Origin of the sequence: Streptomyces sp. NPDC051913 (assembly GCF_044593635.1) — a bacterium.
Taxonomy (GTDB): Bacteria; Actinomycetota; Actinomycetes; order Streptomycetales; family Streptomycetaceae; genus Streptomyces.
Map to the genome: position 1 here is coordinate 762,609 of NZ_JBIUCI010000003.1, position 13,124 is coordinate 775,732.

The following is a 13,124-nucleotide window of genomic DNA, read 5'->3' on the forward strand; positions in this document are numbered from 1 at the left end:
GGCGTCTCTCAACACGCCTTCTTCGAGGAACCAGGCGCAGGCTGCGGCTTCCCCAGCGCGGCCAGCGCCTTGTCCGCGTCCGCCTTCTTCGCCAGCGCCTTGAACCCGGTGCCGATGATCAGATCGACATCGCCACCCTTACGCCCGTCAGCCCGCGTCTCGGCACCGGCCAACTGCGTGCCCAGTACCGGCAACGACGTGCCCATGGCCGACGTACGCCCCAGCAACAGCCCCGCGCCCTTGACCTTCTTGTCGAACTCCGCGGACGCGTTGCCCACATCGCCGATCTTGAAGCCGCGCTTCTTCAGCTCGTCCGCCGTCTTCTTGGCGAGCCCCGCGCGGGGCGTGGCGTTGAAGACGTTGACGGTGATCTGCGCGGGCCTGGGATGGGCCGACGAGGACGTGGACGCCGAGGCCGACGGCGAGGCGGAGGTCGCGCAGTCCGCCTTGGGCCCCGCCGCGGACGCCTTGTCGTCGTTGCCGGTGAAGATGCCGATGAGCTGCAACGTGCCCCAGCCGACGAGGCCGAGAGCGGCGACGGAGGCGACCAGCGCCAGCACGAGTCTGCCGCGCCGCCTGGGCCGGCGCATGCGTGGGTATTTGTCCCCCGTGATCCGGTACTTGCCGCCCATGCCTGGGGGAGTCAGCATGCTCATGGGCGCAGCGTAGTGCGCCGGGGCGGCGATGCCTACTAAATGATCATTGGATCCGGGTCAGTGAACCCGAAAGGGCCAACCCTCTACAGGACGGCCACTCAATCCAGCTCAAGTACACGCGCGTGCAGCACCTGGCGCTGCTGGAGCGCCGCCCGTACCGCGCGGTGCAGGCCGTCCTCGAGGTACAGGTCGCCCTGCCACTTCACGACATGCGCGAAGAGGTCGCCGTAGAACGTCGAGTCCTCGGCGAGCAGGGTTTCCAGGTCGAGTTGGCCCTTGGTCGTCACCAACTGATCGAGGCGGACCGGGCGCGGCGCGACGTCCGCCCACTGCCGGGTGCTTTCCCGGCCGTGGTCGGGGTACGGCCGGCCGTTTCCGATGCGCTTGAAGATCACACGGAAAGCCTACCGGTCAAGACCTTCCGGGCGCAGCCATGGCGACGGAGTGTGATGCTGGAAAAGATGCCGTAAACGGGGGCAAACCGGAACAGGTGCCTGAGATGAGTGACAGCGAGACCATGCCGCCGGCCACCGCTCCCGAGGCGCCGGGCAGTGCCCCCGCGCTTCCGAAGGAGGCCTTGGAGATCGCCTCCGGGTACGCCTTCGCCGGGCCCGCCCTGGATCTCGGCGCCCTGTTGTGGGACGGGGTGTGTCTGCCGGACGCGCAGGTCAGGATCCCGCTGCCGATGCTGAACCGGCACGGACTGGTCGCGGGCGCCACCGGCACCGGCAAGACCAAGACGCTCCAGCTGATCGCCGAGCAGCTCTCCGCGCAGGGCGTGCCGGTGTTCCTGGCCGACATCAAGGGTGACGTGTCCGGGATCTCGGCCCCGGGGCAGCCGAACGACAAGGTCCGCAGCCGCTCGCAGGAGGTCCATCAGGAGTGGAAGGCGACCGGTTTCCCGGCCGAGTTCTACGCCCTCGGCGGCATCGGTCACGGCATCCCGGTACGGGCGACGGTCACCGACTTCGGCCCGCTCCTGCTCGCCAAGGTGCTCCAGCTCAACCGGACCCAGGAGCAGTCCCTCGGCCTGATCTTCCACTACGCCGACACCAAGGGCCTCGAACTCGTCGACCTGAAGGACCTCAGGGCCGTCGTCACCTTCCTGACCTCCGACGAGGGCAGGCCCGAGCTCAAGAACATCGGCGGCCTCTCCACCACCACGGCCGGTGTGATCCTGCGGTCCCTCACCGCCTTCGAGGCGCAGGGCATGGCCGACTTCTTCGGCGAGCCCGCGTTCGACACCGCCGACCTGATGCACACGGCGTCCGACGGGCGCGGCCTGGTCTCCGTCCTCGAACTGGCCGCCGTACAGGACAGACCCGCGCTGTTCTCGACGTTCCTGATGTGGCTGCTGGCCGACCTCTTCCATGATCTGCCCGAGGTCGGGGACGCCGAGAAGCCCAAGCTCGTCTTCTTCTTCGACGAGGCGCATCTGCTCTTCAACGACGCGTCGAAGGCGTTCCTCGACGCCATCACGCAGACCGTCCGGCTGATTCGCTCGAAAGGGGTCGGCGTCTTCTTCGTGACGCAGACCCCGAAGGACGTACCCGGCGACGTCCTCGCCCAGCTCGGCAACCGTGTCCAGCACGCGCTGCGGGCGTTCACACCGGACGACCAGAAGGCGCTGAAGGCGACGGTGAAGACGTTCCCCAACTCGGCGTACGACCTGGAGGAGCTGCTCACCGGGCTGGGCACGGGTGAGGCCGTGGTGACCGTCCTGAGCGAGAAGGGCGCCCCGACCCCGGTCGCGGCGACCCGCCTGCGCGCCCCCGAGTCCCTGATGGGCCCGATCGAGCCCGCCGCCCTCGACGAGGCGGTCAGGTCCTCGCCGCTGCACGGACGTTACGCACAGGCTGTGGACAGAGAGTCGGCGTACGAGAAGCTGAACACCTCCGGCGGGGCGAAGGGCCCGGACGAGATGACGGCAGCTCCCAAGGCGACTACTGAGGCGACCCCCAAGGCCACAACGAAGGCCACAACGAAGGCCAAGGAGGACCCCTCCGTCGTCGAACAGGTCGTCGGCAGCGGCATGTTCAAGTCCCTCGCGCGCTCCGTCGGCACACAGATCGGCCGTGAGATCACCCGCTCGCTCTTCGGTACGGCCCGGCGGAAGCGGTAGGTCCGCGTCCGCCGGGCGCGCGGCTCAGCGGCCCTGCTGCTCCTGCGGGGGCTGCTGTGGCTGCTGTTCCCGATCCTGCGGCTTCGGTGTGTTGCGGGCGGCCTCGGCGCGCAGCAGGGCGCGCAGGACGGCGTACGGGTCGACGGGCATGGTGGTGGTGCTCCTTGTGTTCGTTGCTGAAACGGCCTCTGACGCGAGGGCCGGTCAGCAGCGCAGGACCACCGTGCGCAGGGTGAGCAGGGTGTACGACGGGTGCGGCGGCGCCGGGAGCGGCGCGCCGTCCGGAACGACCGGGGCCGGGAGTGTTACCCGGGGCGCGGGACGCAGCGGGGCGACGGGATGCTGGGAGGCCGGCCGCAGGACCGTGTCGAGGACGTCGTACTCGGCGGCCTCACTCGCCGCGACCGGCACGGCGGCGTGCGCCCCCGCGTGGGCGCCGGGCACGAGCAGCGCGAGCAGCAGGACGATGGCGCGGAGCCAGGCGCGGGTGCTGCTCATGATTGCTGGTCTGCCCCGGGGCGTACGAGGTTCATCGCGTCGCCCGTCAGATCCGCCCGCACGGGTTACTCAGACGGTGTGCGGCACCTGCCGGGCCCGCCCGCGCATCCGTACCGCCGTGACGATCTCGACGATCCCCACGACGACCAGCCAGATCCCGCCGACCACGGTGAGGACGGCGACCGACTCGAAGGGGGAGTCGATGAGGACGATCCCGGCGATGAAGGTGACGATCCCGAGGAAGACCTGCCAGCCGCGGGCCGGCATCGAGGGGTCTGAGGCGGCGGCCAGGGTCTGGGTGATGCCGCGGATCAGCCAGCCGATGCCGATCCACAGGGCGAGCAGCAGGAGCGACTGCATGGGGCCGCGGAAGCAGAACAGGCCCAGCAGGATCGACAGGGCGCCGCTGATGAAGGCGAGCACGCGCAGCCCGGTGGTCTTGTGCGTGCCGAAGGCGGAGACGAGCTGGAAGATCCCGCTGACGACGAGGTAGACGCCGAAGAGGAGGCCGGTGGCGCGGAGTGTGGAGCCCGGCCAGACCAGCACCAGGACACCCAGGACGAGGGAGGCGAGCCCGGTGACCAGGACCACCTGCCAGGCCGCCCTGGACAGCGCGTGGAGGGGTCCTTCGAAGGGCGGTTCGGGCTCATGGCCGCCCCGCGGGGCATGCTGCGCGTGAACCTTGCGGTCGTCGTACTCCGGGCCCCAGGAGGAGCCGCTCGGTGCCTCGGTCATGGTTCATGCTCGGACCGTGTACGACGGTGCCGCGAGGCGGATGAGCCGTTCGGCTCAGTTCTTCGCGGCCTTCGCGGCCTTCGCGGCCTTGGCCGCCGCCTTCATCTCCTGCTTGTGCGCCCGCACCTTGGACAGGGATTCAGGGCCCGTGATGTCGGCGACCGAACGGAAGGACTTCGCCTCGCCGTAGGCGCCCGCGGCCTCCCGCCAGCCCTTCGGAGTGACGCCCAGCTGCTTGCCGAGCAGGGCGAGGAAGATCTGGGCCTTCTGCTTGCCGAAGCCGGGCAGTTCCTCCAGTCGGCGGAGCAGTTCGCGGCCGTCGGTCACGCCCTTCCAGACCAGTTCGGCGTTGCCGTCGTAGTGCTCGACCAGGTACTGGCACAGCTGTTGGACCCGCTTGGCCATGGAGCCCGGGTAGCGGTGGACCGCCGGCTTGTCGGAGAGGACGGCCGCGAAGGCCTCCGGGTCCTGGGCGGCGATCTCGTGGGCGTCGAGGTCGTCGGTGCCGAGCCGGTCGGCGATCGTCCGGGGCCCCTTGAACGCCCACTCCATCGGGACCTGCTGGTCCAGCAGCATCCCGACGAGCGCGGCGAGCGGGGAGCGCCCGAGGAGCTCGTCGGCCTCGGGGTCCTGGGCGAGGTGCAGGGTGACGTCCATGCCCCCGATCATGCCGTCCGACCCGCCGAGCCGCTCGGTCAGGCCGCCCGCCAGTACCCCAGCGCGTGCAGGCGCTCCCTGGGAACGCCGAGGTCCTTGCGCACGTAGGAGGACAGGGTGCGGGTCGTCCTGGTGTCGCAGGCGATCCAGACGTACGCGTCCGGGTGGGCCCGCAGGAGGTCCGGGAGGTCGGTCTTCACCTGGGTGACCAGGTCGTCGCCGGTCCGGACGTCGTGGCGGGACGCGTCCGTGCGGAAAGGGAGGCCGTCGGGGGCGCCCTCGAACCAGATCGTCGCCGGGGACGAGTCGAGCGCCGCCAGCAGGGAGTTGATCGCGGGCAGCGAGGCCGGGTCGCCGATCGCGAAGACATGCGTCGGGGCGGGGTCGGGGTGGGTGAACGCCGTGCCGTGGACCGTGGCCTCGATGGTGTCGCCCGGCGCTGCCGCGCGGGCCCAGTCGCTCGCCACGCCCTCGTGGAGCGCGAACTCCAGGCTGAAGGTGCCGGCCGCCGGGTCCGGGTCGACGAGCGTGTACGCCCGCTGGTGCGGCTTGCCCGCGGCGGAGAACCACAGCCGCACCCACATCGTCGGGTGCACCCCGGTCGCGGCGAGCAGCCCGCCGTCGGTGAGGTGGAGCCGCCGGTAGTGCGGGGTGACGTCCTCGGCGCCGGTCACCGTGAGGACGAAGTCCTTCGCGCGCAGCAGTCTGAGGACCGCGCCCTCCCAGCCGTGCCCCTGCCCCATCGCCTCTTCACCCCTCGCGTACGATTCCACCACGACCTACTTAGGTGAGCCTAACCTAAAGCACAGGAGACCCCCAGCGTGAGCGCCGAGATCTACCGAGATGCCTGGGGTGTCCCGCATCTGCGCGCCGACAGCGTGCGTGAACTCGCCCGTGCCCAGGGCCGGGTCACCGCCCGCGACCGCGCCTGGCAGCTGGAGGTCGAACGGCGCCGCGCCGACGGCACCTCGGCGGCTCTCCTCGGCGTCGACGCCCTCCCCTGGGACCGCTTCGTCCGGCGCGCCCGCGTCGACGACACCGCCCGACGCTGCTTCGCCGACCTCTCGGCGAAAGACCCCGAAACGGCCGACTGGGTCCAGGCGTACGTCGGCGGCGTCAACGAGGGTCTGGCCGAGACGACCCTCCCCCTCGGCACCCCCGGCCGCTGGGAGCCCTGGACCCCGCTCGGCGTCTGGCTCGCCACCCACATCCTCTTCGCGGGCTTCCCGGCGAAGCTCTGGCGCGAGCAGGCCGTCCGGCATCTCGGCGAGGAGGCCGTCGGCCTGTTCGCCATCGACGGTCCCGGCACCTCCGGCAGCAACGGCTGGCTGGTGAGCGGCGAGCGGACCGCGACCGGACAGGCCGTCATCGCCGGCGACCCGCACCGCTTCATCGAGGACCCCGGCGTCTACCAGCAGATCCACCTCTCCTGCCCGGAGTTCGACGTCGTCGGCCTCGCCGTCCCCGGCGTCCCCGGCATCGCCCACTTCGGCCACACCGGCACGGTCGCCTGGGCCATCACCAACGCCATGGCCGACTACCAGGACCTGTACAGCGAGAAACTGCGCCGCACCGGCGCCGGCGTCGAGGCCCTCGACCCGGACGGGAGCTGGCGGCGCGCCGCCCGGCACACCGAGACCGTCGAGGTCGCCGGTGAGGAACCGGCGGAGGTCGAGATCATCGAGACCGCGCGCGGGCCGGTGATCGCCGGTGGCCCGGAGGGCCTCGACGACGGATCCGAGGGGAGCGACGACGGCACCCCGCTCGCCCTCAGCCTGCGCACCCCGCCCCGGGTCACCGGCGACCTGGGCTTCGGCACCCTGCTGCCCCTGCTGCGCGCCCGCCGGGTCGCCGACATCGACCGGGCCTTCGACCACTGGGCCGAGCCGGTCAACGTCGTGCAGGCCGCCGACACCGAGGGCGGGCTGCTGCACCGGGTCGCGGGCCGGGTGCCGGTACGGTCCACGGCCAACCGCACCCGGATCGTGCCCGCCTGGGAGGCCGGGCACGAATGGACCGGCTGGCACGAGATGCCGTACGGCGAACTCACCGACGGCGCCGCCGTGATGGCCAACCAGCGCGGCCCGGCCGCCCCGCTCGGCGTCGAGTTCGCCCCGCCGCACCGGGCGAACCGCATCGCCGCGCTGCTCGCGGAGAAGGAGAAGTGGACGGCCGCCGACATGCCGGCCATCCACATGGACACCCATCTCGCCTCCGCCGCGCCCCTGTTGGACCACCTGGCGGCCCTCGAAGACCTCAGCCCCGAGGCCGCCGAGGTCAGGGACACCCTCCTCGGCTGGAACCGCCACATGGACGCGGGCAGTCCGGGCGCCGCCCTCTACTCGGCGGTGCGCGGCGCGGTCGTACGCCGGCTCGCGGCGCACCCCGCGTTCGCCGCGCTCACCACCGCGCCCGCCTACCCCGAGGTCCTCCTCCCCTGGCTCGGCCTCGTCCCGCGCATCGGCTACGCCCTCGAACACCTGCTGCGCGCCGAGGAGCTGTACGGCGTCGACCGGCCCGCGGAGGTCCGGGCGGCCGTCGAGGAGGTGGCCGTGGGAAACCCGGTCAAGACCTGGGGCGAGACCCACCGTCTGTTCCCCTGGCGGGCGTTGCCCGACCCGTCGTACGACGAACCGGGGCTCTCCGGCGACCACGACTGTGTGCTCTGCACCTCGGCCGTCCCCGGGCTGACCGACCTGGCCGCGCGCGGGCCCGCCGCCCGTTACGTCTGGGACCTCGCCCGGCGTGAGGACAGCCGCTGGGTGGTGCCGTTCGGCGCCTCCGGGGTGCCCGGCTCACCCCATCACCGTGATCAACTGCCCCTGTGGCTCGGCGGCGACCTCGTCCCGGTCGTCACCGACTTCGAACAGCTCAGCAAGGAGAGCGATGTCTGACCTCCACGTCCACACGCAGGACGTCGACGACTTCGGCACCGTCCGTATCCGGGTGCTCGACGCCAAGGCCGACGCCGAGTTGGTGCACGGCTGGGTCAGCGAGGAGCGCGCCGCCTTCTGGGGCATGAACGGTCTCACCGAGGACCAGGTCGCCGAGATCTACGCCCACCTGGACACCCTCGACACCCATCACGCCTACCTCCTGGAGAAGGACGGCGAGCCGGTCGGGCTGCTCCAGACGTACGAACCCGAGGCCGACCGGGTCAGCGAGTGTTACACCGTGGAGCCCGGCGACATCGGCGTCCATCTGCTCCTCGCGCCCGCCGGAACCGACGGCGCTCGGGCCGGCTGGTCCTCCGCGCTGCTCGGCGCCGTCGCCGCGTACGTCCTGGTCGGCCTCGACCGGCGGCGGGTCGTCGTCGATCCCGACGTGCGCAACGAGAAGGCGATCGCCCGCTTCCTGCGCCAGGGGTTCGTGGCCGGGGAGCGGGTGGTGCTGCCGGAGATCGACATCCCGGACGTGTACCTCCCCGAGAAGCACGCCCAACTCGCCTTCCTGCGCCGGGAGGTAGCCTTCCCCGGGTGACCCCGGATGACCTCGTCGCCCACTACGGACTGGAACCGATCCCGCGCGAAGGGGGTCTGTTCCGCCGTACGTGGGAAGGCCCCGAGCGGGCCGACGGCCGCCCCGAGGGCACCGCCATAGTCGCCCTCCTCACCGCGGCGGACTTCTCCGCCCTGCACCGCCTGCCCGCCGACGAGACCTGGCACCACTACCTCGGCGACCCGCTGGAACTCCTCCTCCTCGCCCCCGACGGCACCTCACGCACCGCGGTCCTGGGCCCGGACGTCCTCGCCGGTCAGCACGTCCAGCTCACCGTCCCGGCCGGCACCTGGATGGGCGGCCGGACCCTCGGCGCCTGGACGTTCTTCGGGTGCACGATGGCCCCCGGGTTCACCTACGAGGGGTACGAGCACGGCGACTTGACGGGCCTCGTGGCGCGTTACCCCGCCGAGGCCGCCCGGATCGCGCGACTGTGCCGTCCATGAGACTCCTCGAAGGACAGGTCGCCCTGGTCACCGGCGCGGGCGGCGGCATCGGCCGCGGCATCGCCCTGCGCTTCGCCGAACGGGGCGCGGCGGCCGTCGCGGTCCACTGCCGTACATCGGTGGCGGCGGCGGAGGAAGTGGCGGAGCGGGTACGGGAGTCGGGCGCCCGTGCCGTCGTGCTGCGGGCCGATCTGCGGGACGAGGACGCGTGCCACCGGCTGGTGCGCGAGGCCGCCGAGTGGGGCGGCGGGCGCCTTGACGCGCTGGTCAACAACGCCGGTGTGCAGCCCGTCCGGACGCTGGCCGGGATGAGCGCGGACGAGTGGCGGGAGGTCGTGGACGCCAATCTGTCCAGCGCGTTCGCGTGCACGCAGGCCGCGGCCGAGGTCATGGGCGAGGGCGGGTCCGTCACCCACATCGCCTCCATCGAGGCGCACCGTCCCGCCGCCGGGCACGCCCACTACTCCGCCGCCAAGGCCGCCGTCGTCATGCACGCCCGGTCCGCCGCCCTGGAGTACGGCCCGCTCGGCATCCGCGTCAACAGCGTCTCGCCCGGCCTGATCGACCGGGAGGGGCTCGCCGGCGACTGGCCGCAGGGAGTGGCACGGTGGCTGGACAAGGCGCCCCTGGGACGGCTGGGCCGGCCCGAGGACATCGGCGACGCCTGCGTCTTCCTCGCCTCCCCGCTCGCCTCCTGGATCACCGGACAGGATCTGGTCGTCGACGGAGGAGTGTCGGCTCGGCCGACCTGGTGAGTGTTCCGGCCCGCGCGTACGTACATGTTCCGGAGCGGCGGGACGGAGTGCGGACGTGGAGCGTGACGGTGGCCGAGGTCGGCGGCGGTTTCAAGGGCTGGTGCTGCTGGGCACCGTGCTGGTCCTGCTCCTCTTCGGCGGCGCGGGACCCGCGTCCGCCCACGCCGCCCTCCGCGCCACCGACCCCGAGGACGGAGCCGTCCTCAAGTCGGCCCCCCGCCAGCTCACCCTGACCTTCACCGAGTCCGTCGGTCTGCTCGACGACTCCTTCCGCGTCCTGGACCCGAAGAACCAGCGGGTCCGCACCGGCGAGGCCGAGCATGTGCCGGGCCGTTCCGACACGGCCCGGGTGACCCTGCCGGCCAAGGGGCTCGGCGAGGGCACCTTCACCGTGGCCTGGCGGGTGGTCTCGGCGGACAGCCACCCCGTGTCGGGCGCGTTCACGTTTTCCGTGGGCAAGCCCTCGGCCACCACGGCGTCCGTGGACCCCGGCCCGGTCGAGAACCCGACGACGGCCGCCCTCTACAACATCGCCCGCTACCTGGCCTATCTCGCCGCGGCGCTGCTCATCGGCACGGCGGTGTTCCTCGCCGTCTGCCGTCCGGCGGACGCGACCGTCCTGCCCCGGCTGCTGTGGGCGGGCTGGTGGACGCTCACCGGGTCGACCGTCGCCCTGCTGCTGCTCAGGTCGGCCTACGAGACCGGGACGGCCCCGACCCTCGACGGCTTCGGCCGGACGCTGACGACCCGCCCCGGCCAGGTGTTGCTGGCCCGGCTGGCGCTGCTCGCGCTGACGGCGCTGTATCTGCGCTGGGTACGCAGGGCGTGGAGTGCCAAGGGCACCCGGATCGTCGGCGGTGTCCTCGCCGTCGCCCTGGCCCTGACCTGGGCCGCCGGTGAGCACGCCTCGGCCGGTATCCAGGTGCCGGTGGCGATGGCCTCCTCCGTGCTGCACGTCCTCGCGATGGCGGCCTGGCTGGGCGGCCTCACCGCCCTGATCACCACCCTGTACCGGGCGTCGGTGGTCGAGGCCGGCACGGTCGCCCGCTTCTCCCGGCTCGCCTTCGCCTGTGTGACCGTCCTGGTCGTGACCGGCGTGTACCAGTCCTGGCGCGGCCTCGGCTCCTGGGCGGCGCTGACCGGGACCTCGTACGGCCGTCTGCTGCTCTTCAAGCTCACGGCGGTGGTCGTGCTGCTCGGGGCGGCCGGGCTGTCGCGGCAGTGGGCGGCACGGCTGGTGACGGTGGACGCCGAGAGCGTCGTACGCGCATCGGAACGGGTGCCGGAGCCGGTGGGCGGGCCCGCGCTGCCCCTGCCGGAGAGGACCGCGCAGGAGCCCGGTGACGGCGGCTACCGGCGGGGGCTGCGGCGGTCGGTCGCCGTCGAGGTCACCGTGGGGGTCGTCGTGCTGATGCTGACGACCGTGCTGACCGGCACGCTGCCCGGGCGGGCGGCGGAGGAGGCGAGCGCCGTGGCCCCGGCCGGCGGGCTGCCCGTCGCCTCGGTCATCAACGTGCCCTTCGACATGGGCGCCGCCGGGCGCGGGACCGTGCAGATCACCCTCGACCCGGGGCAGGTCGGCCAGAACCAGATCCAGGCCGTGGTGTTCGGCGCCGACGGCGGCTTCGCGACCGTCCCCGAGCTGCGGCTGACCTTCACGCTCCCGTCCCAGGACATCGGCCCCCTCGACGCCCGGCTCAGCGACCGCGGCGGCTACTGGGGCACGAACGACTTCAGCCTGCCCCTCGCCGGCACCTGGACCATGCGGACCACCGTGCGGATCTCCGAGACCGACCAGGTCAGCGAGACGGACTCGGTCGAGATCAGGTAGCGGGCCCGGAGGGTCCGTTCGACGGGTCGAAGGCCATTCGGGCCTTCGGCCCGATCTTGTATGTGTCGGTCACGTTTCCACAAAGGTGCCATTCCACTCTTGACGCATGACAGGACATACGGCTGTCATTACGCAACCGTGTTCGGTCAAGTTGATTTCTGGTCGTTTACGACGGACTTCAGCATTCCCCTTCGCCCTGCCTGGCCGAACCCTGCCCACAGGAGCCGTTCATGTCCGACCTCCACCTCCCCTCGCCCAGCCGCCGCACCCTGCTGCGCGGCATAGGCGGCGCCGCCGTACTCGGCGCCGGCATCCCCCTGCTCAGCGCCTGCGGCGGCAGCGGCGCGGCCGCCGACCCGAAGACCGTCAGCCTCGGGTCCAACGGCTCCGACGCGGTGCCGAAGAAGGCGTACGCCGAGATCTACGCGGCCTTCAAGAAGCAGTCCGGGATCACGGTCGACGTGAACACCAAGGACCACAACACCTTCCAGGAGCAGATCAACGCCTACCTCCAGGGCACGCCGGACGACGTGTTCAACTGGTTCGCCGGGTACCGCATGCAGTTCTTCGCGGCCAAGGGCCTCGCCACCCCGCTCGACGACGTGTGGGCGAAGATCGGGGACAACTTCCCCGAGGCGATGAAGAAGCTCAGCAAGGGCGCGGACGGCAAGTACTACTTCGTCCCGCTGGACACCTACCCGTGGGCGGTCTTCTACCGCAAGAGCGTCTTCCAGAAGCACGGCTACACGGTCCCCACCCAGTGGGACGAGTTCGTCGCGCTGTGCAAGCAGATGAAGAAGGACGGCCTGGTCCCGATCGCCTTCGGCGACAAGGACGCCTGGCCCGCCCTCGGCACCTTCGACCAGCTCAACTTCCGTACCAACGGCTACGACTTCCATGTCGACCTGATGGCCGGAAAGGCATCCTGGACCGACGCCAAGGTCCGCAAGGCGTTCGACCTGTGGGCCGAGATCCTCCCCTACCACCAGGACGGCGCCGTCGGCCGCACCTGGCAGGACGCCGCCCAGAGCATGCTCTCCGGCAAGGCCGGCATGTATCTGCTGGGCTCCTTCGTGGGCCAGCAGGCCACCGACAAGACCATCGCGGACGACCTCGACTTCTTCGCCTTCCCGGAGATCAGCCCCGAGTTCGGGCAGGACACCGTCGAGGCGCCGACCGACGGCTTCATGATGAGCAAGAGCCCGAAGAACCACGCGGGCGCCGTCAAGCTCCTGGAGTTCCTCGGCACTCCGGAGGCCGAGGCCATCTACCTCAAGGCCGACTCCAGCGTGGTCGCCGCCGCCGGCACCGCGGACACCTCCTCGTACACCGCCCTGCAGAAGAAGGCGTACGACATGATCAGCGGCGCGAAGAGCCTCACGCAGTTCATGGACCGCGACAGCCGCCCCGACTTCACCTCGACGGTGATGCAGCCCGCGCTCCAGAAGTTCATCCGGGACCCCAAGGGCATCGACGGCATCCTGTCCTCGGTCGAGCGCCAGAAGAAGACGATCTTCGCCTCCTCATGACGACCGGCACCGAGACCACCGAGACCCCCAAGGCGACGCCCCTCGCGTCGCCTTCGGGCGTTGCCCCGCGCAAGAGGCCGACGGGCCACCGCCGCCTCCTCACCCGCCGCGACCGGATCACCCTCGGTCTGATGGCGGGCGTGCCGACGATCCTGCATGTCGCCCTGGTGTGGCTGACGGCTCTGGCGTCGATCGCTTTGGCGTTCACGACCTGGGACGGCATTGGGTTCGACTCGATCAAGTGGGTCGGCCTGGACAACTTCCGTGAACTGTTCACCACCAACCCGCAGTTCTGGCCCGCTGTCCAGCACAACGTGATCTGGTTCGTGGTGCTGATCCTGCTGCCCACCCCGTTCGGCCTGTTCCTGGCCGTGCAGCTGGACAAGAAGATCCGGTT

Annotated in this window: 14 protein-coding genes and 1 pseudogene; 8 read left to right on the forward strand and 7 right to left on the reverse strand. The window is 71.2% G+C overall.

Annotated features, from left to right (window positions below):
• Window positions 1-8: 8 nt before the first annotated feature.
• On the reverse strand, window positions 9-656 hold the full coding sequence (locus tag ACIHIX_RS12575) for a LytR C-terminal domain-containing protein (protein WP_399953713.1): 648 nt from the start codon (window positions 654-656) through the stop codon (window positions 9-11).
• 98 nt (window positions 657-754) lie between these two features.
• Window positions 755-1,051, reverse strand: a complete 297-nt coding sequence (locus ACIHIX_RS12580) for a type II toxin-antitoxin system VapB family antitoxin (RefSeq protein ID WP_003999914.1) — start codon at window positions 1,049-1,051, stop codon at window positions 755-757.
• Window positions 1,052-1,155: 104 nt separating this feature from the next.
• Here ACIHIX_RS12580 and ACIHIX_RS12585 point away from each other — a divergent pair, with 104 nt between their 5' ends.
• Window positions 1,156-2,778, forward strand: coding sequence for a helicase HerA-like domain-containing protein (locus tag ACIHIX_RS12585; protein WP_399953716.1), 1,623 nt, complete (start codon window positions 1,156-1,158; stop codon window positions 2,776-2,778).
• A gap of 24 nt (window positions 2,779-2,802) precedes the next feature.
• Here ACIHIX_RS12585 and ACIHIX_RS12590 read toward each other — a convergent pair whose 3' ends face one another.
• The 5 genes from ACIHIX_RS12590 to ACIHIX_RS12610 form a co-directional block, all read right to left on the reverse strand.
• Complete coding sequence (locus tag ACIHIX_RS12590; protein WP_399953719.1) at window positions 2,803-2,928, reverse strand: hypothetical protein; 126 nt, start codon at window positions 2,926-2,928, stop codon at window positions 2,803-2,805.
• A 54-nt stretch (window positions 2,929-2,982) separates the two neighbouring features.
• Window positions 2,983-3,276, reverse strand: a complete 294-nt coding sequence (locus ACIHIX_RS12595; RefSeq protein ID WP_399953721.1) for a hypothetical protein — start codon at window positions 3,274-3,276, stop codon at window positions 2,983-2,985.
• 69 nt (window positions 3,277-3,345) lie between these two features.
• Window positions 3,346-4,011: an HdeD family acid-resistance protein gene (locus ACIHIX_RS12600; RefSeq protein WP_399953724.1), complete on the reverse strand. Its 666-nt coding sequence runs from the start codon at window positions 4,009-4,011 to the stop codon at window positions 3,346-3,348.
• A 54-nt stretch (window positions 4,012-4,065) separates the two neighbouring features.
• Window positions 4,066-4,668 (reverse strand): HhH-GPD-type base excision DNA repair protein, encoded by a 603-nt coding sequence (locus tag ACIHIX_RS12605; RefSeq protein ID WP_399953726.1) that lies wholly within the window; start codon window positions 4,666-4,668, stop codon window positions 4,066-4,068.
• A 38-nt stretch (window positions 4,669-4,706) separates the two neighbouring features.
• Complete coding sequence (locus ACIHIX_RS12610; RefSeq protein ID WP_399953728.1) at window positions 4,707-5,411, reverse strand: siderophore-interacting protein; 705 nt, start codon at window positions 5,409-5,411, stop codon at window positions 4,707-4,709.
• 78 nt (window positions 5,412-5,489) lie between these two features.
• Here ACIHIX_RS12610 and ACIHIX_RS12615 point away from each other — a divergent pair, with 78 nt between their 5' ends.
• The 7 genes and pseudogenes from ACIHIX_RS12615 to ACIHIX_RS12645 form a co-directional block, all read left to right on the forward strand.
• Entirely contained in the window at window positions 5,490-7,562 is a 2,073-nt protein-coding gene (locus ACIHIX_RS12615) for a penicillin acylase family protein (RefSeq protein WP_399953731.1), read from the forward strand.
• Entirely contained in the window at window positions 7,555-8,148 is a 594-nt protein-coding gene (locus ACIHIX_RS12620) for a GNAT family N-acetyltransferase (RefSeq protein ID WP_399953734.1), read from the forward strand. The genes ACIHIX_RS12615 and ACIHIX_RS12620 overlap by 8 nt, the downstream gene beginning before the upstream one ends.
• Entirely contained in the window at window positions 8,145-8,612 is a 468-nt protein-coding gene (locus tag ACIHIX_RS12625) for a cupin domain-containing protein (protein ID WP_399953737.1), read from the forward strand. The genes ACIHIX_RS12620 and ACIHIX_RS12625 overlap by 4 nt, the downstream gene beginning before the upstream one ends.
• Window positions 8,609-9,367: an SDR family NAD(P)-dependent oxidoreductase gene (locus ACIHIX_RS12630; protein ID WP_399953740.1), complete on the forward strand. Its 759-nt coding sequence runs from the start codon at window positions 8,609-8,611 to the stop codon at window positions 9,365-9,367. Before ACIHIX_RS12625 ends, ACIHIX_RS12630 begins: the two co-directional genes overlap by 4 nt.
• A 100-nt stretch (window positions 9,368-9,467) precedes the next feature.
• Window positions 9,468-11,198 carry a copper resistance CopC/CopD family protein gene (locus tag ACIHIX_RS12635; RefSeq protein ID WP_399953820.1) on the forward strand — a complete coding sequence of 577 codons (1,731 nt, stop codon included), beginning with the start codon at window positions 9,468-9,470 and terminating at the stop codon, window positions 11,196-11,198.
• A gap of 230 nt (window positions 11,199-11,428) precedes the next feature.
• The gene (locus ACIHIX_RS12640; RefSeq protein WP_399953743.1) at window positions 11,429-12,727 is read left to right on the forward strand and encodes an ABC transporter substrate-binding protein; all 1,299 of its coding nucleotides are present in this window, start codon (window positions 11,429-11,431) and stop codon (window positions 12,725-12,727) included.
• A pseudogene (locus ACIHIX_RS12645) lies at window positions 12,724-13,124 on the forward strand (sugar ABC transporter permease); the annotation flags it as partial. The gene ACIHIX_RS12640 and the pseudogene ACIHIX_RS12645, both read left to right, overlap by 4 nt.